Origin of the sequence: Methylobacterium sp. 1973, from assembly GCF_040545035.1 — a bacterium.
GTDB lineage: Bacteria > Pseudomonadota > Alphaproteobacteria > Rhizobiales > Beijerinckiaceae > Methylobacterium > Methylobacterium fujisawaense.
Genome location: NZ_JBEPLA010000003.1, coordinates 358,947 through 381,116, shown reverse-complemented (window position 1 = coordinate 381,116; position 22,170 = coordinate 358,947). Strand labels below are relative to the sequence as shown.

The following is a 22,170-nucleotide window of genomic DNA, read 5'->3' as shown; positions in this document are numbered from 1 at the left end:
GAGTGCGCGGATGATCGACGCGGATCCGCCGCTTGCATTCGGTGACATCGGAAGGGTTCGGCCATGCTCGCGCGGGTCTGGGACGTGGTGAAGGCGACGCTGGCGGTGTCGGCCCTGATCGCCGCCGCCCTCGTCTCGGCGGACAAAGTCGACCGGCGGAAAACGCAACCGGTCGTCGGCGCCGCACTGATCGAGCCGGCCACCACCGGAACGATTACGCGGCAGGAGCGTCCTTGAGCCGGCGCTCTGCGTAGTCTTGAGCGGCACCCCTGCGTCAGATTGAAACAAGCGTGACGGGATATCTCGGTCGGCGTCGACGTTCTCGCCCGATGCCGAGGCTTGGCCGCACGCCGACCCGACCCGTTCAGGAGAACCCACCGCGATGAAGTCCGCCCCCCTCGCACTGTTCGTCGTCCTCATCGGCACGGCTTCGGCGTTCGCGGAAACGGGGGCCGAGCGGGCCGCCTGCACGCCGGACGTGATGCGCCTCTGCGCCTCTCAGATTCCCAATGCGGGCGCTATCACCCTCTGCCTGCGGGAGAATCGGGTGGCGTTGAGTTCCGCCTGCCGGACGGTCGTCGACCGTTCCGACCGGTCGAAAGGGAACATCGCAAATCGCCGCTAGGCGCGGCGCCGCGCCTCACCAGCCGTTGATGCGCGGCCAGATCTCTCCGGAGAGGCGGCCATCGGCGACGACGTGATAGCGGTCGTGCTGAGCACCCGTGGCGCAGGCATGGTTCGGGAGAATCCGCAGGCGCGCGCCGACCGGAAGGTCGGGAAGCCCGGCGGCAGCGCCCTTCCGCACCGCGACGATCCCGTGCTCCTGGTTGGCGTCCCGCACGATCAGGTCCGGATAGGGGCGCCCGGCGATGTCGCAGGCCAAGCCATAACCCTGATCGACCGCCTGCCGCGCGGTGCCACGATCACGCGAGAGTGCCATCCATCCCGCGTCGGTGATGATCCAGCCCTTGTCCTGCTGATGCCCGATCACCGTCGCGAGAACGGTGAGGGCGATGTCGTCGATCGTGCAGGAGCCGACGCCCGCCTGGAACAAGTCGCCGATCATGAACACGCCGGCGCGCACCTCCGTGACGCCCGCGAGGGTCTCCGCATACCGGGCGGTGGGCGTCGATCCGACGCTCACGACAGGGCAGGGGAGGCCGGCGCCGCGCAGGATCTCGGCCGCCGCGACGGCGGCCACGCGCTCGGCCTCGGCCGCCCGACGAAGGGCGGCGGGATCGCTCAGCCCATAGCTGTCGCCGGCATGGAGCAGCACGCCGCGCAGGCTCGCGCCGTCCGCGACCGCGCGGCCGATGGCGACGAGCGCTTCGGCATCCCGCGGCCCGACCCCGGAGCGATGTCCATCGGCATCCACCTCGATCAGCACCGGCAGGGCATCGCCACTGCGCCGGCTCCAGGCCGCCACAGCCTCGGCCTGGGCTGCCGAATCCAGGACGATCGCCAGATCCGCTCCCCAGCGCTGTCGGATGGCTCCGACCCGATCGAGCTTCTGCGGTGCGATGCCGACGGCGTAGATCACGTCGCGCACGCCGCCTTCGGCGAAATACTCGGCCTCCCTGAGCGTCGAGACCGTCGCGGGCCCAGCGGGACCGGCCATCGCCCGGCGCGCGACCTCGAGGGATTTGGCCGTCTTGAGATGCGGGCGCAGGGTGACGCCCAGCCCGTCGAGATGCCTGCGCATCCTGTCGACATTCGCCTGCAGGATGTCGGCGTCCAGGAGGAGGCACGGTGTCTCCAGCCCGTCGAAACCGCCGCCACCGGGCGATACCGCAGTGTCACCGATCATCTACCGCTCCCGACCTATCCGACGCGAGAGGCTGATAGGCGAGCCTCGGCGCCGGTCCAAGCCGTCGGGACCCCGTACGTGTCTTCAGGCAGATCGCTGCAATGCCGCCACGTAGGCCGCAGCATCGCGCGCCACGTCGTCCGCCCCCTTGCCGGGGCGGTAGAGATTGGAGCCGAGGCCGAAACCATCGGCTCCCGCCTGTCGCCAGCCCGCGATCGTCTCGGGCAGGATTCCGCCGACGGCCAGGACTCGGGTGACCGGCGGCAGAACCGCGCGATGCGCCTTGAGCGCCAGAGGCGTCGCGACGTCCGCCGGGAACAGCTTGAGCGCGGTGGCGCCGGCCGCCAGGGCCGCGAAGGCCTCCGTGGGTGTCTGATAGCCCGGGAGGGAAACGAGACCGGCCGCGACGGTCGCGCCGATGACCGTCGGATCGGCGTTCGGCGACACCACGAGGCCTCCGCCGGCGGCCGCGACGTCGGCGACCTGCGATCGGCTGAGAACGGTGCCGGCGCCGACGAGCGCCCGTCCGGCGAGGCGCTCAGCGAGCACCGCGATGCTCCGCAGCGGGTCCGGCGAGTTGAGCGGCACCTCGATGAGGGTGAACCCGGCCCCGACCAGGGCCTCCCCGATCGCCGGCGCCTCGTCCGGCGTGAGTCCCCGTAAGATCGCCACGAGCGGGCAGCCCGCGAAGGCCGCCTCGAACCGGTCGTGGATGGTCATGTCCGCAGACTCCAGATGGCGTGGATACCGGACGTGGTGGAACCGTCCGGCACGATCGCCGCAGTCCCGCCCGCTTGCGCGATGGCGGCGGCGTAGAGCGCGGCCAGGGGGCCGCCGCCGAGCAGATGGACCAGACGGCCCTGGAGGTCGTCCCGGGTGCCGACATCGGCGCCGATCAGGATGCCGCTGGCGTAGGAGGCCGCGTCATCGGGGGCGAGGCGGTCGAGCAACAGTCCCGAGCGGACCTCGAACAGGGTCGCGGCGAGGTTTCGGGAGGCAAGGCCCCGCCCGACGCCCGCGCGGAAGGCGGCTCCGTTCCCGACCTCACCGTCGAGCATCCCCGCCAGGATGCCCTGTGCGCGAAGCAGGGCGAAGATCTCTCCGGTCATCACGGTGGTGAAATCCGTGATGGCACCATCGACGGTCTCGATCCACTTGTTGTGTGTGCCCGGCTGACAGAACAAGGCCGTCGGCGGCGCTGAACCCGCTTCGATCGCACCGAAGACCTGGACCTCTTCCCCCCGCATCACATCGGGACGCTGTCCGTCCCGCAGGGCGACGCCGGGGACGATCCGCACGTCGGGCGCGGGTTCCACGCAGGCTTTCGCCAGGGCCGCGAGGGTTGCCGGCGCGGCGATGTAGGGCGCCGACAGCCAGCCCCGGTTGGATCCGACCATGCCGACCGCGATGACCGGGTGAGGCCCCAGCCGCGCGCGCAGATCCGCGATCTCCGCGGGGTAGTCGTCGGGCGCCAGGGAGAGGATCCCGCGTCCGTCCTGCAGGCTGTCGAGCACCGCTCCCGAGCCCGACACGGCGAAGGCCCGGCGGTTCGTGGTGCCCCAGTCGACGGCGATGTAGGCCGCGCGACCGTCCATGCCGTGTCTCCCCAGAATAGCGCTACCGTAACTTGTCTGAGTTAATCGGAGGGCGGCGCGTGGTCAAGTTCGGTCGAGCGACCGCCGCGATACGGTCGGCGACAGATATCACTGACGGGGGATTGTCGCGTGGTCCCCGGCGATTGCGATGGACTGTACCGTCACGGATCGGCGATATGGCGGCAAGAAATCAAACCCGGGAGGGACACGCTTGGCACGGGATGTAATCCTGGCGACCGATGGCCTGACGATGGAATTCCGTGGATTCCGGGCCGTCAACGGCGTGGCGTTGCAGGTGGAGCGCGGCACGATTCACGCGCTCATCGGGCCGAACGGCGCCGGCAAGACCACCTGCTTCAATCTGCTCACCAAGTTCCTGATCCCGACCTCGGGGACGATCCGCTACAAGGATCGCGACATCACCGGCCTCAAGGCGGCGGATGTCGCCCGGCTGGGGCTCGTCCGCTCGTTCCAGATTTCGGCGGTCTTCCCGCATCTCACCGTGATGGAGAATGTCCGCATCGCCCTGCAGCGGCGGCGGCGCGGCGATTCCTTCGATTTCTGGCGGCCCGAGCGGGTCCTGCGTGCGCTGAACGGCGAGGCGCTCGAACTGGTCGACGCGGTCGGACTCTCGGAGTTCGCCGACGTGCTGGCGGTCGAGTTGTCCTATGGCCGCAAGCGCGCGCTGGAGATCGCAACCACGCTCGCTCTCGATCCCGAGATGCTGCTCCTCGACGAGCCGATGGCCGGCATGGGCCACGAGGACGTGGACCGGACCGCCGCGCTCATTCGGCGCGTCTCGAAGGACCGGACGATCCTGATGGTCGAGCACAACCTGTCGGTGGTCGCTTCCCTTTCGGACCGGATCACCGTGCTGGCCCGCGGCCAGGTGCTGGCCGAGGGGGACTACGCCACGGTCTCGAAGGATCCGCGTGTGGTCGAAGCGTATATCGGGGCGGGACATGCGTGAGGCGGCTCTCAAGACACCTCCGGCGGCCGCGACCGGCGCGCTCCTCACCGTCCGCGGATTGGAAGGCTGGTACGGCGAGAGCCACGTGCTCCACGGGATCGACATTGATGTCCGGACCGGTGAAGTCATCACGCTGCTCGGGCGTAACGGCGCCGGAAAGACCACGACGCTGAGGGCCATCATCGGCATCCTCGGCAAGCGCGCCGGCTCGATCGTCTACGACGGTGTCGAGACCATCCGCATGGCGTCCCGGAACATCGCCCGCCTCGGAATCGGCTACGTCCCGGAGGAGCGGGGCATCTTCGCGAGCCTCACGGTCCACGAGAACCTGATGCTGCCGCCGCGGGTGAAGCCGGGGGGCATGTCGGTGGACGAGATCCATCAGCTCTTCCCGAACCTGAAGGAGCGCGCCGGCAGCCAGGGCACCAAGCTCTCCGGCGGCGAGCAGCAGATGCTGGCGATCGGACGCATCCTGCGCACCGGTGCCAAGCTGATCCTCCTCGACGAACCGACGGAGGGACTGGCGCCGGTCATCGTCCAGCAGATCGGCCGGACCATCCAGCAATTGAAGGCGCAAGGCTACACCATCGTTCTGGTGGAGCAGAACTTCCGCTTCGCCCAGACCCTGGCGGACCGGCATTTCGTGATCGAGCAGGGGCGGGTGGTCGATATGATCCCCAATGCCGAGCTTGACGCCAATATCGACAAGCTCCACGCCTATCTCGGCGTCTGAAGCCCGTTCGCAAAAACCGTAGAAGCGCCAACAATCGGCGCCCCGATACTCGGCTGGCGGAAATCCGCCGCGCCGTTACAAGGATGGAAACGAAAATGTTCGGACGTATCGCCCGGCCCGCGACCCTCGCCGCCCTCGCCGGCGCCCTGATGATGGGCACCGCTGCTGCGCAGACGAACGTGAAGATCGGCATCCTGGGCGATCGATCGGGCGCCTATTCCGACATCAGCGGCGAGGGCTCGGTCGTGGCCGCGAAGCTCGCCGTCGAAGACTTCAAGCCAGACGCTCACGGCCTGAAGGTCGAGATCGTCTCGGCCGATCACCAGAACAAGCCGGATGTCGGGGCGGCCATCGCCCGGCAATGGTATGACCGCGACAACGTCGACATGATCACCGACGGGGTGACCTCCTCGGTGGCGCTGGCCATTAGCCAGGTCACCAAGGAAAAGAACAAGGTCTTCATCGACACCGGCGCCGGCACCGCCGACCTCACCGGCCCGCAATGCACGCCGAACACCATCCATTGGGTCTACGACACGGTGGCGCTGGCCAACGGCACCGGCGGCGCCATGGTGAAGCGCGGCGGCAATACGTGGTTCTTCCTGACCGCCGATTACGTCTTCGGACAGACGCTTCAGCGCGACACCAGCGCGGTGATCACCAAGAACGGCGGCAAGGTCGTCGGCTCGGTGAAGACGCCGTTCCCGACCTCGGACTTCTCGTCCTTCCTGCTTCAGGCGCAGGGCTCGGGCGCCAAGGTCATCGGCCTGGCCAATGCCGGAACCGACACGATCAACGCGATCAAGCAGGCGGGCGAGTTCGGCATCACCGAGGGCGGGCAGGCGCTGGCCGGCCTTCTGGTCTTCTCCTCCGACGTGCATTCGCTGGGCACCAAGGTCGCCCAGGGTCTCGTGCTCACCGAGCCGTTCTACTGGGACCTGAACGATCAAACCCGCGCCTTCTCGGACCGCTTCGCCAAGCAGATGAAGGGTGGCTCGAAGCCCACCGCCAACCATGCCGGCGTCTACTCGGACGTGCTCCATTACCTGAAGGCGGTGGCCGAGCTGAAATCCACCACCGACGGCGCCGCCACGGTCGCCAAGATGAAGGCGATGCCGACCGACGATCCTCTGTTCGGCAAGGGCGTGATCCGCGCGGACGGCCGCAAGATCCACGACATGTACCTGTTCGAGGTCAAGAAGCCCGCCGAGTCGAAGGGCGAGTGGGATCTTTACAAGAAGCTCGAGACGATCCCGGGCGATCAGGTCTTCCGGCCGCTCAACGAGGGCAATTGCCCCCTCGTGAAGGGTTGACGGTGGGATCGGGGCGCGGAGAACGGCCATGACCACGATCTTCGGAGTGCCGACGCAGGCCCTGTTCGGGCAATTGCTGCTCGGCCTGATCAACGGCTCGTTCTACGCGATCCTGTCGCTGGGGCTCGCCATCATCTTTGGGCTCCTGAACATCATCAACTTCGCCCACGGCGCGCTCTACATGATGGGCGCGTTCGTGGCCTGGATGCTACTCACCTATGTGGGCCTGGGCTACTGGTGGGCGCTGGGTCTCGCGCCCCTCGTGGTGGGCGCCTTCGGCATCGTGCTGGAGCGGGTGCTCATCGCCCGGCTCTACAAGCTCGACCACCTCTACGGACTTCTGCTGACCTTCGGGCTGGCGCTGATCATCCAGGGCCTGTTCCGCAACCAGTACGGCGTCTCGGGGCTGCCCTACGCGATCCCGGCGGAGCTCTCCGGCGGCCAGCGGCTGCCCTTCATGTTCCTGCCGAACTACCGGGCCTGGGTGGTGGTCGCGTCGCTGACCGTCTGCATCGCCACCTGGCTCGTCATCGAGAAGACCAAGCTCGGCGCGTATCTCCGGGCCGCCACCGAGAATCCGACGCTCGTCCAGGCCTTCGGGGTGAACGTGCCGCTGTTCCTGACGCTGACCTACGGATTCGGCGTCGCGCTCGCAGGCTTCGCCGGGGTGCTCGCCGCGCCGATCTACTCGGTGAACCCCAACATGGGCGCCGACATCATCATCGTGGTCTTCGCCGTGGTGGTGATCGGCGGCATGGGCTCGATCATCGGGTCGGTCATCACGGGCTTCGCCCTGGGCCTCGTCGAGGGGCTGACCAAGGTGTTCTATCCGGAGGCGTCGGCCACCGTGATCTTCGTGATCATGGTGCTGGTGCTGCTCGTCAAACCCGCCGGCCTGTTCGGGCGCACGGCCTGACCGCGAACTGAGGCTCGACACCCATGGCCGATACCGCCGCCCTCGAGGCCGCCCCGATCGCCGCCGCGCTCCCGACGAGCCGGGACGACAAGGCGCTCCATCGCCTGATCTTCATCGGCATCGCGCTGCTGCTGATCGTAGCGCCGCTCGTCCTGTACCCCGTCTATCTGATGAAGGTGCTGTGCTTCGCGCTGTTCGCGCTCGCCTTCAACCTGCTGCTCGGCTACGGCGGCCTGCTGTCCTTCGGCCATGCCGCCTATTTCGGCATGGCGAGCTACCTCTGCGCCTACACGGCCAAGCAGCTCGGCTTCACGCCGGAACTGGCGATCCTCAGCGGCACGGCGACGGCGGCCCTGCTGGGTCTGGTCTTCGGCGCCTTGGCGATCCGCCGGCAGGGCATCTACTTCTCGATGATCACCCTGGCGCTCGCCCAGATGGTGTTCTTCTTCTCCCTGCAGGCGAAGTTCACCGGCGGCGAGGACGGCATCCAGGCGGTGCCCCGCGGCAACCTGTTCGGCGCGATCAGCCTCGCGGACGACCGGGCGATGTACGCCGTCGTCGCCGTAATCTTCATGGCGGGGATGCTGCTGATCTACCGGATCATCCACTCGCCCTTCGGGCAGGTGCTGAAGGCGATCCGCGACAACGAACCCCGGGCGATCTCCCTCGGCTACAGGGCGAGCCAGTACAAGCTCGCGGTCTTCGTCCTCTCCGCGACCCTTGCCGGACTCGCGGGCTCCACCAAGGCGATCGTCTTCCAGCTCGCCTCGCTCACCGACGTGCACTGGTCGATGTCGGGTGAGGTCGTGCTGATGACGCTCGTGGGCGGCATGGGCACGGTCTTCGGACCGATCGTGGGGGCCTTGGTGATCGTCACCATGGAGACCTACCTCGCGCAGTTCGGGGCCTGGGTGACGATCATCCAGGGCTGTGTGTTCGTGCTCTGCGTGCTGCTGTTCCGGGAGGGCATCATCGGGCTGATCGCCCGGGTTGTCCGCCGGCCGTTGTAGCGCCCGCACCGTCACCGGAGACGGACTGACTAGGGTTCCGAAGATGCGGGCGCATGGCGTCGGGCTGCATCACGGCGAGCCGAAGATGAGCGGCTTCGCAGGCGGTCTGCGTTTCCGACGTCGCGCGGTGAGCATTCGTTAACCAAGACCGCCCACGCTGACGGCTTGACGCTGCCAGGGGGCGCTATGACTCAGGACCGGACGCTCAGCATCGACGATCCCGCCCTCGAGTGCCCGGTGGCACCGGACGTCGTCGGTCGCCTGATCAAGGCCGATCCTGAAGGCGCGGTCTTTCTCCTTGAGGGCATCCCGGAGGCGACCCGGGCGCGGCTCGCGGTCTGGCTCTACGGCCGCAGTCACACCCATGCGATCGGCGTTCGCGTTGCGTCGACCTGCGACGGTGCCACCCTGCGGCGGACGGCAGGCGTCGTCGGCAACGCATTGTTCGACCTGTCGCGCCGGCCCCAGGTGGCGACAAGCCAGGGGACGCGCAGCGGCGGCGGCCGGATTTCTCTGGGCGGATCACTGCGCCGCGCCTGATTTCCAATCCGCACTGCGCAGCGTGATTGGATCACCGCGGCGCAGGGACTATTCTCCGTGGCGATGTCCACCGCCCTGCACGTGCCGTCCGTCCGTCGCCTCGACCCCTTGCTCGTCGATCGCATCGCGGCCGGCGAAGTCGTTGAGCGTCCGGCCTCTGCCGTGAAGGAGCTGGTCGAGAATGCCATCGATGCCGGGGCCCGTGCCATCGAGGTCACCATCGAGGCCGGGGGACGGCGGCTGATCCGGGTCGTCGATGACGGCCGTGGCATGACGCCGGACGATCTTGACCTCGCGGTGGAGCGGCACGCCACTTCAAAGCTTCCAGGCGGCGACCTCACGGCGATCGCCACCCTCGGGTTCCGCGGCGAAGCGCTGCCGTCGATCGGCGCGGTGTCGCGGCTCGCCATCGTCACCCGGACCCCGGATGCCGAGGCCGGGGCCAGCCTGACGGTCGAGGCGGGGCTGAAGGGTCAGGTCCGTCCGGCACCGGCGCAGCGTGGGACCCGGATCGAAGTGACCGAGTTGTTCGCCGCGACACCGGCACGGCTCAAGTTCCTGAAATCGGACCGGGCGGAGAACACCGCCGTCGCCGAAACGCTGCGCCGGCTCGCCGCGACGCAGCCCGGGATCCGCTTCACCCTTCGCGCCGATGCCGGGCAGCCTCTGGTCCTGCCCGCGGAGACCGGACCCGAGGCGGCGCTGCGCCGGCTCGCCGCTGTTCTGGGGCCGGACTTTTTCGCCAATGCGCTGCCGGTCTCCCTGGTCCGGGAGGGCTTTGCCGTGACCGGCCATGTCGGCCTGCCGACCTATCATCGCGGCGCGGCGACCCATATCCATCTTGCCGTCAACGGGCGCCCCGTGCGCGACCGGCTCCTGCTGGGCGCGATCCGCGGCGCCTACGCCGACACCCTGGCCTCCGACCGCCATCCGGTGCTCGGCCTTTCCATCGCGTGCGACCCGGACCGCGTCGACGTCAACGTCCACCCGGCCAAGACCGAGGTGCGCTTCCGCGAGCCGGGCCTCGTGCGGGCGCTGATCGTGAGCGCGATCCACGACGCCCTGCGCCGCGGCGGCGCCCGTTCGGCCACCACCGGCGCCGCGCGGACTCTCGACGCCCTGCGCCCCGCCGGTCCGCCGCTCGCGACCCATAGCGGCGCTGCCGCGCCGAGCCTGTTCCGACCGACGCGACCGGGCCTGTTTCCGGTGGGCACGCCGTCGGTCGCGGCACCGTCAGGCTACCGTCCGCAGACCGCGTGGCGGGCGCCGCAGCCTGTGCCGGCCGCGCCGGCGGGATTCGGCGAGGCTGCGCAGGCCGTGTTCGCGGGCCCGGATCCGGCCCCGGTGTCGGCACCGCCCCAGGCCGATATCCGCGTCGCCGACGATGCGACGGAGACGCTGGATCATCCCCTCGGCGCGGCCCGGGCGCAGATTCACGAAACCTACATCCTCGCCCAGACCCGCGACGGCCTCGTCATCGTCGATCAGCACGCCGCGCACGAGCGGCTCGTCTACGAGCGGATGAAGGCCGAGCGGGAAACGGGCGGCATCGCCCGCCAGGGCTTGCTGATCCCCGACGTGGTCGAGATGAGCCCCGAGGAGGCGGACCGGCTGGTCGCCGCGGCGCCGGACCTCAAGCGGCTGGGTCTCGCCATCGAGGCCTTCGGACCGGGGGCGGTGCTCGTGCGCGAGGTGCCGGCCGTGCTGCTCGGCGCTTCGACTCGCGACCTCGTCACCGACATCCTCGACGCCCTGGAGGCCAGCGGCGACGAGGAGGGCGGCGTCCCGGCTGCGGAGGGCGGCCCGCTCGGCCGGCGCCTCGACGCGGTCCTGTCGCGCATGAGCTGTCACGGCTCGATCCGCGCCGGGCGGCGGCTGCGACCGGAGGAGATGAACGCCCTCCTGCGCGAGATGGAAGCCACGCCCAATTCCGGGCAGTGCAACCATGGACGTCCCACCTCGATCGAACTGAAGCTCGCCGATATCGAGCGGCTGTTTGGCCGCCGATGAGGTGACGGCTTCGCCGGTCCGGCTGGCCTACCGGGCAGGGGCGGTCCAAAAGAACGGTCGATGCCTCGGCGCGAAGACCGGGGAGCCGGCGGCCGCGGATCGCCGGTGCATGCAGGGGAGGCGCAGAGCCATGACCGATATCCTCATCACCGGCCCGTGCCGCGACGCCGAACGCAAGCGGAGCGCGGCTCCGGCCGTCGCGTCGGTGCGCTGAGATGACGGGCCCATTCGATCTCGCCGGACGTCACGTCCTCATCACCGGTGCCTCAAGCGGCCTCGGCCGTCACTTCGCCGGAACTCTCGCCCGCGCCGGGGCCCGCCTGTCGCTGGGGGCCCGCCGGGCCGATGCCCTCGCCGAAACCGTCACCCGCGTCGCGTCCGAAGGCGGAGAGGCCCATGCCGTCGTCATGGACGTCACCGACGCCGCGAGCGTCGAGCGGGCGCTCGATGCCGCTGAATCGCGGTTCGGACCCGTGGCGGTCCTGGTGAACAATGCCGGTGTGACGGCGACGAAACCGGCCCTCGATCTCGACGAGTCCGACTGGGACGCCGTGCTCGACACGAACCTCAAGGGGGTTTGGCTCGTGGCTCAGGCAACCGGGCGGCGCATGGTTCGACACGGCGCGGGCGGCAGCATCGTCAACATCGCCTCGATCCTCGGGCTGCGGGTGACCGGTGGACTGGCGCCCTACGCCGCCTCGAAGGCGGCTGTGGTGCAGCTCACCAAGAGTCTGGCACTCGAATGGGCGCGCCACGGGATTCGGGTGAACGCGCTCGCTCCGGGCTACATCAAGACCGAGCTGAACGACGCCTTCTTCGAATCCGACGCCGGCAAGGCGCTGATCAAGCGCGTTCCGCAGCGTCGGTTGGGCGAGGCGGCGGAACTCGATGGGCCGCTGCTGCTGCTCGCCTCGGATGCCGGCGCCTACATGACCGGCAGTGTCGTGGCGGTCGACGGGGGCCACCTCGTCTCCGGCCTCTAGGGGCTGCATGGCGACGTGACCCGTTCCGACGCGCCGGACGGGCGTGGCTCAGAGAGCCCGCGCCTGCTCGCGCAGGACGAACTTCTGGATCTTGCCCGTCGACGTCTTCGGCAACGGCCCGAACACGACGGTTTTCGGCACCTTGAAGCGCGCCATCCGCTCGCGACAGAAGGCGATCAACTCCTGGTCGGCGGGTTCCATCGCGCCGGGCTTCAGCTCCAGGAAGGCGCAGGGGCTCTCGCCCCAGGTCGGGTCCGGCTTGGCAACGACGGCGGCGAGCATCACCGCGGGGTGGCGCATCAGCACCTCCTCCACTTCCAAACTGGAGATGTTCTCGCCGCCCGAAATGATGATGTCCTTCGCCCGGTCCTTGATCTCCACCGACCCGTCCGGGTGCCAGACCGCGAGGTCGCCGGTCCGGTACCAGCCGCCCGCGAGCGTTTGCTCCGTCGCGTCCGGGTTGCCGAGATAGCCTTTCATCACCGTGTTGCCACGCAGCCGGATCTCGCCGACCGATACGCCGTCGCGCGGCACCGGCGCGTCGGTTGCCGGGTCGGCGACACTTACGGCCTCCAGGGTCGCCAGCGGCACGCCTTGACGGGCCATGCGGGCGTATCGTTCGGTTTCGGGAAGGTCGGCCCAATCCGGCTGTGCCAGGCAGACCGTCGCGGGCCCGTAGCTCTCGGTGGCCCCGTAGAGATGCGTCACCTGGAAGCCCAGATCCTCCATGGTGCGGATGATCGTCGAGGAGGGCGCCGCGCCGCCGACCGCGCAGCGCACCGTTTGCGGGAACGGCACGCGGTCGTGGGCCGGCGCGTGGGCGATCATGGACAGGACGATCGGTGCGCCGCACAGATGCGTCACCCGGTGCTCGGCGATCAGCCGGAAGATGGACGCCGGCTCGACCTTCCGGAGGCAGACCTGCGTGGCGCAAGCGGCAACGCTGGCCCAGGGATACGACCAGCCGCTGCAATGGAACATCGGCAGCGTCCAGAGATACACGCTCGCGTCGGTCAGCCCGAAGGTCACGGCGTTGCCGAGAGCCTGGAGATAGCCACCGCGATGGCTGTAGACGGCGCCTTTCGGATCTCCGGTCGTTCCCGACGTGTAGAGCAGGCAGAGCGACTGCCATTCGTCCTCTGGACCGACCCAGGCATAGTCCGGATCGCCTTCGGCGAGCAGGGAATCGTAGGGCACAGCCCCGTCGATGCCGGTCTCGCCGATCGCCACCACCAGGACGGGCTCGGCGAAATCGGCGAGCGCCCGCGCGGCCAGCGCGGCGTACTCGGCCTCGACGATGAGCGCCCGGGCTCCACCGTGCCGGAGCGAGAACGCGATCGTCGCTGGGTCCAGACGGGTGTTCAGCGGATTGAGGACCGCGCCGAGCATCGGGACGGCGAAATGCGCCTCGATCATCTCGGACACGTTCGGTGCCAGGATCGCGACGGTGTCGAGCGATCCGATGCCCCGACCGGCGAGGCCCGCGGCGAGGCGGCGGCAGCGCCCGTACAGGTCCGCATAGGTGAAGCGGCGGCTTCCGTCGATGACCGCAATCCGTGCCCCGCATGCGGCGGCGGCGCGCGCCAGCAGGCTCACCGGGGTCAGCGCGACGTAGTTGGCTGGCCGGCGGCCGAGCCCGACCTCGAACGGGTGGAGGCCGGCCTCGCGAGCCTCGGCGGGGATCGGTCCGGTCTCCATCATCGACACTTGCTGCCTTCTGATCGGGCGGTGAACGTGGCGTGCGCTCCGTGCGACGATGATTTCGCGGCCGTCACACCTGTCAATTGCGATTGCCGTGACAGCGTGGGCCGCGCGCGGATTCTGTTACCGGGCGCGATTGACGGGAAGACAACCCTGTCGGATGCCCTATCCTTGGCCGTGCGCGGCCGAGGCCGGATGCGATCGTCCGATCTGCGGGAGACGACAGTGGGGAACGACAACCTGCCGGTGGTCTCCAAAGAGACCGGCCGCGCCATGGCCGAGAGCAGTGTCGCCCGGGCGCGCGAGGCGTATGAGCGCTTCGCCGAGGCCGGCGAGATGGCGCTGAACGCCTTCGAGGCGTCGGCGGCACAGAGTTTCGAGGGCTGGCGCGCGGTCATGGGCTCGAGCCGCGAGACCGCGCACAATCTCGCCGATCGTCATGCGGCCGGTGCCCGCACGTTGCGCGAGCAATGGGACGATGCCGGCGCGCGGCTCTACAATGCCGTTGAGGACAACGCCGTCCATACCATGGCGGCGATGCGGGAGATCAGCCACCGGATGCTCGTGGCCTCGGACACGAATGTCCGTGCGGGCCTCGATTTCGCGGACCGCCTTGCCGCGGCAGCCGATGCCCGCGAGGTCGTGGCGCTGAACATCGCGTTCCTGCAGGAGCAGGCGCGTCGGCTCACCGACCAGATGGTCAACCTCCATCAGACGGCCAGCCGCCTCGCCCGCGAGGCCGCCGCGCGCACGGAGACTCCGTGACCGCCGCCGGCGCGGCGCCGGCTTCCGGACCCGAGACGAAGCCGCGGCTCGACGATCTGAGCCGCGCCGATGTGCCGTTCCGGACAGGCCATTTCCAGGCCTATGCGCCGCACGACTTCCATCGCATCGCTTACGTGGAATGGGGCGAAGCGGACAGCCCGCACGTGGTGATCTGCGTGCACGGCCTGAGCCGCCAGGGTCGCGACTTCGACGCGCTCGGCTATCGGCTGGCGAAGCTGGGCTACCGGGTCGTCTGTCCCGACCTGCCCGGGCGCGGTCTCAGCGGCTGGTTGAAGGATCCGGAACTCTACGGCCTGCCGCAATACGCCGCCGACATGGCGGCGCTCATCGCGCATCTCCGGGTTCCAGGGAAGATCGACTGGGTCGGCACCTCCCTCGGCGGCCTCACCGGAATGGTCCTGGCCGCCGCCGCACGCTCTCCGATCCGCCGGATGGTGATCAACGATATCGGCCCGTTTCTACCCTGGGCGCCCATCCGCGAGATCGGCTCGCGCCTGCGCGACGCGCCCCGGCTTCACCATAACCTGGCCTCGGGCGAGTCGCGCCTGCGCACGGTGCTGGGCGCATTCGGACCGCTCACCGACGAGCAATGGCGCCACATCGCCAAGTACAGCTTCCACCAAGAGCCGAACGGCGGCTGGCGGCCCCATTACGATCCCGGGATCGGCGACGCGTTCCGGCCCGGCCGGGTTTACAGTGTCAGCATGTGGCGCGACTGGGACGTCATAACCTGTCCCGTCCTGCTCCTGCGCGGAGAGCATTCGGACTTGCTCCTCGCTGCGACCGCCGACGAGATGACCCGCAGGGGACCTCCGACATGGCGCGTCGAGATCCCCCAGTGCGGCCACGCGCCTGCATTGCTGGACGACGAGCAGTTGCGAATCGTCACCGACTGGCTCGGTCCTGCGGCGTGAACACATCGCCGCCGAACGGCTGCGATTCCCGGGTCGAACCTCTGTGTGTCACGCCGTGTCCCCGTGGATCGGCATTCCCGGGCCAACGTGGAGCAGGCAACCCAATAGCGCGCTGCAGTTTTCGAATGCGGGGCTCTAGTCAATTTCGATCACTTTTGTATGATCGCGGATGATCGTTTAGTTGTTCATGTCTTGGTCATTGAGAGGCCCGCCCGGGAGTCTTCCGGGCTCAAGATTTTGAAAGCGTAACCATTCGTTGCACGCGCGGCTGACCTGTGGCACTAACAGATGTCACGTCTGGATCTTCGCGGCGCAATGTTGCACCTGTCAGTTGTGATTGGCGCCCCGGATCCGGGCGAGCAAGCCTGCCAACATTTAAGAACATCCGGACTACCAACGATGGCGAACCCAACCCCCAAGCCGAAGCAGACGACAGCCATTGATCACGGGGTCGGCAGCCGCATCGCGTTCCTTCGGGCCGCTAACGGATTGAGCCAGTCGGCCCTGGCCAGTGCATTGGGTGTCAGCTTCCAGCAGGTCCAGAAGTACGAGACCGGCAAGAACCGGGTCGGAGCCGGCCGTCTGCAGGCAATCGCCGAGCGACTCGGCGTTCCGGTCTCAAGCTTCTTCGAGCCCGAGCCCGAGGCTTCGACGGAGAATGGCCCGGCGCTGCTTCGTGTGGCCGGTGCCGTCGAGATCCTGCGGGCCTACAATCAGATCGCCGACGATCAGATGCGCCGCGACGTGCTCTCGCTGGTGAAATCCGCCGCGCGGATCGGCCAGCTGCGATCGGCGGACGAAGCGGCGCCTCAGTCTCCCACCGCAACGCGCAACGCGTGAGATCGGGCCGGCGCGGCGCTCCAGCCCAGCGCCGCGTGAGATCTGCCGGGGATGGATCATGGCCGAACGACCGACGACCGTGACCAATCTGCTGGCCGATCTGCCGCTCGGCGCAGCCGATGAGGTCGTGTCGGTCTTGGTGGCCAGCCCGGGTCTCCGGGTGGAGCGCATCGTCTCGACCGGGCAAGCGAGTCCGCCGGGCTTCTACTACGATCAGCCGCACGCCGAGTGGGTCGCCGTCCTGACGGGCGCGGCCGACCTCCTGTTCGCCGACGAGACGGCCCCGCGTCGCCTCGTCGCTGGCGATGCCGTGATGATCGCTCCGCACCGTCGGCACCGGGTCCACTGGACCGCGTCTCCCACCGTCTGGCTGGCTATCCATTTCGGCCCTGAGCTGGCGGTTTCCGCAGGGGAAATGGTCGAGGTTCCCTAGAGAGGCTCAGGCGTTAAATCGTGCGATCGCCACCGCCGTGTCGCCGTAGACGCGTCGTTCCACCGATTCGAAGCCCGCGGGCCAGACCAGCTGGACGGCTGCGGCCTCCTCGACCACGACAAGAGCCCCAGGGGCGAGCCATCCGCCCGCGGCAGCGCTCTCGAGGGCGCGCGGCGCCAGATCTTTGCCGTAGGGTGGATCGCAGAAGACGAGCGAGAAAGGGCCCGCCGACGCGGCAGGTCCCAGCCGGGTCGCATCCCGACGGAACAGGCGCGTCACGCCTTCGGCCCCGAGCGCCTCGATATTGGTGCGGATCACCGCGCGGGCTTCGGCGCCCTCATCGACGAGCAACGCGTAGGCGGCACCCCGCGACAGGGCCTCGAATCCGAGAGCGCCCGTCCCAGCAAACAGGTCGAGAACCTGAGCGCCCTCGACAGCGTGCTCGTAGGCATGGGTCAGCACGTTGAACAGCGATTCTCGGAGTCGATCCGAAGTCGGCCGGATCGCTTCGGTGCGCGGCGTGAAGAGCCTGCGGCCCCGCCAAGCGCCACCGACGATCCTCATCGCGTCCCGCGTGGCGGTCGGCCACCGCCGGGCTTGGCTCCGCCGCGCGGGGCACCGGGACGACCACCCGGTCGCCCGCCGCCCTTGCCGGGCGCGCCGCCAGAAAAGCCGCCCGGCTTGCCGCCGGGACGGGATCCACCGGGACGTGCGCCTCCCGGCTTCGGGCCTCCGAAGGCCGGCTTGCCGCCACCAGCGGCGGGTTTCCGGGGCGGGAACGAACCGGCCTTTCGAGCCGCTCCGTCGGCTGGCTTGGCGTCGAATGCGCGTTCGCGCCGATCGCCAGCCTTGCCGTCGCGGCGATCCTCGAAGCGCGCATCCCCGCGCGGCCGGTCGTCTCGCCCTGTCTCCCGGCGCTTCCATTCGCCGGTGCCGCGTTCGCCGCGTGGGCCGGCATTGCGCTCCGGCCGTTCCTGTCCGGCCTTGTCGGCAAAGCGGCGCCGCGGCTTCTCGACGGGCGCTGGCTCCGCAGGCGTCGCCGTCAGGCGCTCGACGACGACGCGGCGCTCGCCGGTGCGGATCGAGCCAACACGTTCGCGACCCCGCTCGGCCGCGGCGGCCTGCGCCGCACGAGGGTCCGCACCGCGGCGGGGGATGCGCGTCCCCCGCGGCTTCGTCGCGTCCTCGTCGCGCCACGCGGAGTTGCGGGGTCCGGGTCCGGTACCGCCTGTCGAGACCCGAGGCGTCGGTGCCGGACGCGCAGCATTGCGCCGGGATGGAGCTTGTTGTGCAGCCCGAGCTTCCCGGTCGGACGGTCGCGATTCGCCGAAGGGAGCGATCGGTTCCCGGACCGGGCTGTCGAAATCCACGCCCGCCTGTTCGGCGAGGCTCTTGCCGAGCTGGTCCTTCAGCACGCGCGTGCGCACCTCTTCCACCAGCCCGACCTCCAGATCGCCCAGCTGGAACGGGCCGAAGGACAGCCGGATCAGCCGGTTCACCGAGAGGCCGAGATGCTCAAGGATACGCTTGACCTCGCGGTTCTTGCCTTCGCGAAGGCCGAGCGTCAGCCAGACGTTGTCGCCCTGGACGCGGTCGAGGGTGGCCTCCACCGGGCCGTATTCCATGCCATCGATGGTCACGCCCTTGGCCAGCCTGTCGAGCTGCGCCTGATCGGTGTCGCCGTGCGCACGGACCCGGTACCGGCGCAGCCAGCCCGTGTCGGGATGCGCGATCACCTTGGCCAAGCCGCCGTCGTTGGTCAGAAGCAGGAGACCCTCGGTGTTGATGTCGAGGCGTCCCACCGCGACGACCCGCGGCAGTTCTTCGGGCAGCGCCTCGAAGACGGTCTGGCGACCCTCGGGATCGCGGGCCGTGGTCACCACCCCCCGAGGCTTGTGGAAGATCCACAGTCGGCTCCGCTCGCGCGACGGCATCGGTTCGCCGTCGATCAGGATGCGGTCGTTCTCGGTGACGTTGCGGGCGGGGGAGGTCAGCGTCTCGCCGTTGACGCTGACGCGACCGGCGAGGATCATCGCTTCAGCATCCCGCCGTGAGGCGATGCCGGCCCGTGCCATAGCCTTGGCGATACGCTCGCCGGGCGGCGTCTCGATAGCGCCCTCGTCCTCGGTCGGGGTTGCCGGCAGCGGCTGCGCAGTCTTGGCACCCGTCTTCGCCTTGGCTGTCGGCTTCCTCGGAGCGTCAGGGGCGTCCGCGGCACTGCCCGCATCGGTCGGCGGGGTCCAGCCCTGGCCCTGGGTTGACTCGGGGGCCGGGCGGGCAGCGCCCGCCTCGGGCTTATCGTCGTTCGGCAGATCGGTCATGCCTGCCGCTTATCAGAGCCACACTCTACAGGCGAGACGGCACGTGCGGTTGAGCCGAGGCTGAAACGACGAAGGCGGCCCATCGGGACCGCCTCGAAGATCGATGCGCGTGTGTGCCGTCAAATTCGGGGTGAGCGACCGCGCATCACGCCGAACACGGCGGAGATCAGGAACAGGGCGATCGCCACGAAGAAGACGATCTTGGCAGCCTCCATGGCCGTTCCGGCGATGCCGCCGAAGCCGAGGAGCGCCGCCACGAGAGCGACGACGAGAAATGTGACAGCCCAGCCGATCATGGCATCCTCGCTTAGTCCGGTTCAGTTCAAGACTGGAACCCGCGCGAGGCGGGTTCCGTTCCGGTTGTGCTTGACGTTCAGAGCTTGTCGGTGGCCGACTTCACCGCGCTCTTCGCGTCGCCGACCGTAGCCTGCGCCTTGCCCTTCAGTTCCTGAGCCGCGCCCTCAGCCTTGAGCTTGTCGTTGTTGGTCACGTCGCCGATGCCCTGCTTGGCCTTCCCAAGAGCCTCGTTGGCGACGCCCTTGATCTTGTCGGTGGTGCTGCTCATGGCGTTGTCCTCTTGTTCGACCTGCGGCGATGCCGCACTGGTTCAAGAAACGGTCACGGTCGGTCGAATGTTCCAGCCCTTAACATTGACGGGGATCAGGCCGGGACGCCGCCGCGCCTCCGTGCAGGCCCGGGCTTGAGGGCATGGTAGCTTCCGATCCGATCCATCGTCCGGACCGCCCATCGTCCGGAGCGCTGACCGCACTGGATCACGCTTTCGCCGCCGCCCGCGCCGCCGCCGAGGCCGGGGAAGTCCCCGTCGGCGCCGCGGTGGTCCGGGACGGGATCGTCCTCGCGGTCGCGCACAATCAACCGCGGCGGCTCAACGACCCGACCGCGCACGCGGAAATCCTGGCGATCCGGGCAGCCTGTGCGGTCCTCGGTGAGGAACGCCTCACCGGCTGCGATCTCTATGTCACGCTGGAACCGTGCCCGATGTGTGCGGGGGCCATATCCATCGCGCGGATACGGCGGCTCTATTACGGTGCGTCGGACCCGAAGGGCGGTGGGGTCGAGCACGGCCCGCGCGTCTTCGATCAACCCACCTGCCATCACGTGCCGGAGGTCTATGGCGGCTTCCGCGAGCGTGAAGCCGCGGCCCTGCTCCGGGATTTTTTCGCCCAGCGCCGCGGTTGAACCGCGGATCAGCCGCGCTGGACTCGACGGCCTCGGACGGCGCGGCGAGACGAGGCGATGACGCCGGCCCTAACGACCGCGATGCGAGCGGCTCCTCATGGGTTCACCCGCAATCCGAGCAGGAACGTGTTCTCCTGGAAGCTCGATCCGGCGACGGTGCTGTTGAATTTCTGGTAGAGATAAGTGCCTCGCAGTGTCAGCCAGCGCGTGAAGTGGTAATCGACGCGCGCGGTTGCCGAGAAGCCGTTCTCGCGGATGGTGCTGTTCTGATAATCGTTGCGGAGGTAGGATCCGCCCAGGACGATCGACAGGTTGCGCAGGAGATCGTGCTGCACTTCCAGCGTTGCGACCTCGGTCAGCACGCCGCTGGAGCCCGGGATCGTCGTCTCGGTGACGCCCGTCGCGGCGGTGAGCCGGACGGTGGTGAGCGGGCTTGCGGCCCAGACCAGGGCCGCGTTGAGCAACGGCGCATTGATGTCGCGGAGGGTCGGGTCGACGTAGGTCCGATGCTGAATGCCGGCCGAGATCTCACCCGTCACGGAGCGCGCGAGCCCGATGCTCGTGCCGAAGGCGAGCGCGATGCCGTCCGAATCCCGGCGCACACCCGTCAGGTCGAACCGCCGATCGTAGACGCGGGTGTCGCCGAGGAGGTCGATGAATGGGCTGAAATCGGGGTTGACCTCGTAGGCCGTGCGCAATTGGAGACTGTACTGATTCAAGTTCCGGTCGGACTGATTGATGGTCGTCCCATTGGCCAAGCGGGCATTGTCGAACTCCGACCGGTCGATCGACCCGCGCAGAGTCACCGACAGACGGTTGAACGTCTCCGTGGCGCCCAACGACCCGCCGTAAACAGCCAGAAGCGGCCGGCTCGTCGCCGCGGGGGCCTGCAGGTTGGCGCTCGACGTGCGCTGCGTGTCCACCAGGAAGCGTCCCTCCGCGTCGATGCGCAGATCCCGGTTGGCGTCGATCCGCAGGCGCACGGTGCCGTCCGCTGCGGGGCGGCTCGCGGCCTCGTTCTGCGGCGTTTCGAGGTAAGAGCCCCTGAGCGAACCCTGTAGGGAACTCGAGGACCAGTTGCTGCGGAAGTCGACCGTGGCGTCTGTGCGCAGGGCGACCGAGCCCTTTGCGATCTGCCGGCTGGTCTGGTCCGGATTCGAGTCGTAGCCGATGCTCTGTGCGAAGGTCGGGAGCACCGTGAAGGTGCCGACCTGATAGCCGATGGGCGCGAAGGCTGGATCGGTGGGGATCGCGCGCGCCAAGTCGGTGCCGAGGATGAAGCCCGGCGTCAGGAGGCCGAGTGTCGGTCCGATGGCCTGCAGAGGGAACAGGGGCCGGATCGGCGTCACCGTCGACGGATTCGGTACGCCGACCACCGGTTGCTGAACCACCGGCGACAACCGCAGCGCCGGGGGCGGAACCTGCGTCACGCTCTGGGTGACTCGCCGGGTCGCGGACCCGATCCGCCGGGGGGGAGCGGCTCGGGTGCGCAGGAGTGTCGAAGGGGCGAGGTTGGCCGGAGCCGTCGAGCTTCCGCCGGTCCGCCGGCCGCCCGTCGTGATCCGAGTGTCGAGCTGAGACTGGCCGGGCTGGCCCAGCGTCTGCCGCGGTATCGGAGGCGACAGCGGGGACCGAAGGCTGTCGCCTCCGGTTTGCTCGCCGCCCGTCGTGTCCCCGCCGAGCGAGCTGCGTCCTGAATCGCGGGTCAGGCCGTCAGGGATGCTCCGCTTGAGAGCTGGCAGGCCGTTCGGCGCCGCCTCCTGCCCGATGCCGGGATTGTCGGGCTGACCCGTGACGGGACTCGTCGCGTCGAAGCGTTGAGCCAGCGCCGGCGTCGCGAGCGTTAAGCTCAGCGCCGCGACGGCCAGCCGCGAGTTCTGCCGTTTCCGCCGGTCAGCCGCCGTCCGCACCTGATCCCGGTCTCCGCCCACATCTCCGGCACCGAAGTCCGAAGGTCATCGATCATGCCGCCCAGAAACGGGTCGCCGGCATGGTTAACGAACCCTAGCGACGGCATGGTTAATGCCCGGTCAACGACGGCATCGCCCTGACATCCCCTGGCATCCCCCTGGCATCGACGCCGCGCGATTTCGATCTC

At 68.8% G+C, this 22,170-nt stretch carries 24 protein-coding genes; 15 read left to right on the top strand and 9 right to left on the bottom strand.

What is annotated here, in order from left to right; translation table 11 throughout:
* Positions 1–63: 63 nt before the first annotated feature.
* Together ABIC70_RS08780 and ABIC70_RS08775 are read left to right on the top strand one after the other, a co-directional pair.
* Positions 64–237 carry a hypothetical protein gene (locus ABIC70_RS08780; RefSeq protein ID WP_164706330.1) on the top strand — a complete coding sequence of 58 codons (174 nt, stop codon included), beginning with the start codon at positions 64–66 and terminating at the stop codon, positions 235–237.
* 145 nt (positions 238–382) lie between these two features.
* A complete protein-coding gene (locus ABIC70_RS08775; protein ID WP_043353734.1) occupies positions 383–625 on the top strand; it encodes a hypothetical protein in 243 nt (80 codons plus the stop codon).
* A 15-nt stretch (positions 626–640) separates the two neighbouring features.
* Here the strand turns inward: ABIC70_RS08775 and ABIC70_RS08770 are convergent, their stop codons facing one another.
* From ABIC70_RS08770 to ABIC70_RS08760, 3 genes are all read right to left on the bottom strand, one after another.
* Positions 641–1,807 carry an alanine racemase gene (locus tag ABIC70_RS08770; protein ID WP_354439470.1) on the bottom strand — a complete coding sequence of 389 codons (1,167 nt, stop codon included), beginning with the start codon at positions 1,805–1,807 and terminating at the stop codon, positions 641–643.
* A gap of 84 nt (positions 1,808–1,891) precedes the next feature.
* Positions 1,892–2,527, bottom strand: coding sequence for a 2-dehydro-3-deoxy-6-phosphogalactonate aldolase (locus ABIC70_RS08765; protein WP_279897697.1), 636 nt, complete (start codon positions 2,525–2,527; stop codon positions 1,892–1,894).
* Complete coding sequence (locus ABIC70_RS08760) at positions 2,524–3,402, bottom strand: 2-dehydro-3-deoxygalactonokinase (RefSeq protein ID WP_354439469.1); 879 nt, start codon at positions 3,400–3,402, stop codon at positions 2,524–2,526. The genes ABIC70_RS08765 and ABIC70_RS08760 overlap by 4 nt, the downstream gene beginning before the upstream one ends.
* 211 nt (positions 3,403–3,613) lie before the next feature.
* Here ABIC70_RS08760 and ABIC70_RS08755 point away from each other — a divergent pair, with 211 nt between their 5' ends.
* From ABIC70_RS08755 to ABIC70_RS08720, 8 genes are all read left to right on the top strand, one after another.
* A complete protein-coding gene (locus ABIC70_RS08755; RefSeq protein ID WP_043348639.1) occupies positions 3,614–4,372 on the top strand; it encodes an ABC transporter ATP-binding protein in 759 nt (252 codons plus the stop codon).
* The gene (locus ABIC70_RS08750) at positions 4,365–5,105 is read left to right on the top strand and encodes an ABC transporter ATP-binding protein (RefSeq protein ID WP_043348642.1); all 741 of its coding nucleotides are present in this window, start codon (positions 4,365–4,367) and stop codon (positions 5,103–5,105) included. Before ABIC70_RS08755 ends, ABIC70_RS08750 begins: the two co-directional genes overlap by 8 nt.
* A gap of 95 nt (positions 5,106–5,200) precedes the next feature.
* Positions 5,201–6,418: an ABC transporter substrate-binding protein gene (locus tag ABIC70_RS08745; protein ID WP_043348643.1), complete on the top strand. Its 1,218-nt coding sequence runs from the start codon at positions 5,201–5,203 to the stop codon at positions 6,416–6,418.
* 28 nt (positions 6,419–6,446) lie between these two features.
* Entirely contained in the window at positions 6,447–7,334 is an 888-nt protein-coding gene (locus ABIC70_RS08740; RefSeq protein WP_043380394.1) for a branched-chain amino acid ABC transporter permease, read from the top strand.
* A 23-nt stretch (positions 7,335–7,357) separates the two neighbouring features.
* Positions 7,358–8,344, top strand: coding sequence for a branched-chain amino acid ABC transporter permease (locus ABIC70_RS08735; RefSeq protein ID WP_354439468.1), 987 nt, complete (start codon positions 7,358–7,360; stop codon positions 8,342–8,344).
* Between the two features lie 237 nt (positions 8,345–8,581).
* Positions 8,582–8,884 (top strand): hypothetical protein, encoded by a 303-nt coding sequence (locus tag ABIC70_RS08730; RefSeq protein WP_244538817.1) that lies wholly within the window; start codon positions 8,582–8,584, stop codon positions 8,882–8,884.
* A gap of 63 nt (positions 8,885–8,947) precedes the next feature.
* Positions 8,948–10,894: a DNA mismatch repair endonuclease MutL gene (mutL, locus tag ABIC70_RS08725; RefSeq protein ID WP_354439569.1), complete on the top strand. Its 1,947-nt coding sequence runs from the start codon at positions 8,948–8,950 to the stop codon at positions 10,892–10,894.
* Between the two features lie 215 nt (positions 10,895–11,109).
* Positions 11,110–11,877 carry an SDR family NAD(P)-dependent oxidoreductase gene (locus ABIC70_RS08720; protein WP_179697848.1) on the top strand — a complete coding sequence of 256 codons (768 nt, stop codon included), beginning with the start codon at positions 11,110–11,112 and terminating at the stop codon, positions 11,875–11,877.
* A 48-nt stretch (positions 11,878–11,925) separates the two neighbouring features.
* On the opposite strand, the gene ABIC70_RS08715 is transcribed toward ABIC70_RS08720, so the two are convergent.
* Positions 11,926–13,578 carry an AMP-binding protein gene (locus ABIC70_RS08715; RefSeq protein WP_354439467.1) on the bottom strand — a complete coding sequence of 551 codons (1,653 nt, stop codon included), beginning with the start codon at positions 13,576–13,578 and terminating at the stop codon, positions 11,926–11,928.
* A 225-nt stretch (positions 13,579–13,803) separates the two neighbouring features.
* Between ABIC70_RS08715 and ABIC70_RS08710 the strand changes: the two genes are divergently transcribed.
* The 4 genes from ABIC70_RS08710 to ABIC70_RS08695 all read left to right on the top strand — a co-directional run bounded on the left by ABIC70_RS08710 (position 13,804) and on the right by ABIC70_RS08695 (position 16,551).
* The gene (locus tag ABIC70_RS08710) at positions 13,804–14,343 is read left to right on the top strand and encodes a phasin family protein (RefSeq protein WP_354439466.1); all 540 of its coding nucleotides are present in this window, start codon (positions 13,804–13,806) and stop codon (positions 14,341–14,343) included.
* A complete protein-coding gene (locus tag ABIC70_RS08705; RefSeq protein ID WP_354439464.1) occupies positions 14,340–15,278 on the top strand; it encodes an alpha/beta fold hydrolase in 939 nt (312 codons plus the stop codon). The genes ABIC70_RS08710 and ABIC70_RS08705 overlap by 4 nt, the downstream gene beginning before the upstream one ends.
* A 399-nt stretch (positions 15,279–15,677) precedes the next feature.
* Positions 15,678–16,118, top strand: coding sequence for a helix-turn-helix domain-containing protein (locus tag ABIC70_RS08700; RefSeq protein ID WP_043754937.1), 441 nt, complete (start codon positions 15,678–15,680; stop codon positions 16,116–16,118).
* A gap of 58 nt (positions 16,119–16,176) precedes the next feature.
* Positions 16,177–16,551 (top strand): cupin domain-containing protein, encoded by a 375-nt coding sequence (locus ABIC70_RS08695; RefSeq protein WP_111473169.1) that lies wholly within the window; start codon positions 16,177–16,179, stop codon positions 16,549–16,551.
* Between the two features lie 6 nt (positions 16,552–16,557).
* Here ABIC70_RS08695 and rsmD read toward each other — a convergent pair whose 3' ends face one another.
* The 4 genes from rsmD to ABIC70_RS08675 all read right to left on the bottom strand — a co-directional run bounded on the left by rsmD (position 16,558) and on the right by ABIC70_RS08675 (position 19,437).
* Positions 16,558–17,115 carry a 16S rRNA (guanine(966)-N(2))-methyltransferase RsmD gene (gene rsmD, locus ABIC70_RS08690; RefSeq protein ID WP_354439463.1) on the bottom strand — a complete coding sequence of 186 codons (558 nt, stop codon included), beginning with the start codon at positions 17,113–17,115 and terminating at the stop codon, positions 16,558–16,560.
* Positions 17,112–18,872, bottom strand: coding sequence for a pseudouridine synthase (locus ABIC70_RS08685; protein WP_354439462.1), 1,761 nt, complete (start codon positions 18,870–18,872; stop codon positions 17,112–17,114). Before ABIC70_RS08685 ends, rsmD begins: the two co-directional genes overlap by 4 nt.
* A gap of 119 nt (positions 18,873–18,991) precedes the next feature.
* Complete coding sequence (locus ABIC70_RS08680; RefSeq protein ID WP_043348682.1) at positions 18,992–19,168, bottom strand: DUF1328 domain-containing protein; 177 nt, start codon at positions 19,166–19,168, stop codon at positions 18,992–18,994.
* Positions 19,169–19,245: 77 nt separating this feature from the next.
* Positions 19,246–19,437 (bottom strand): CsbD family protein, encoded by a 192-nt coding sequence (locus ABIC70_RS08675; RefSeq protein ID WP_043348685.1) that lies wholly within the window; start codon positions 19,435–19,437, stop codon positions 19,246–19,248.
* 143 nt (positions 19,438–19,580) lie between these two features.
* On the opposite strand from ABIC70_RS08675, the gene ABIC70_RS08670 reads away from it, so the two are divergent.
* Positions 19,581–20,072, top strand: a complete 492-nt coding sequence (locus ABIC70_RS08670; RefSeq protein ID WP_287090690.1) for a nucleoside deaminase — start codon at positions 19,581–19,583, stop codon at positions 20,070–20,072.
* A 95-nt stretch (positions 20,073–20,167) separates the two neighbouring features.
* Here ABIC70_RS08670 and ABIC70_RS08665 read toward each other — a convergent pair whose 3' ends face one another.
* Entirely contained in the window at positions 20,168–21,982 is a 1,815-nt protein-coding gene (locus ABIC70_RS08665; RefSeq protein WP_502915962.1) for an outer membrane beta-barrel protein, read from the bottom strand.
* Positions 21,983–22,170: the final 188 nt, after the last annotated feature.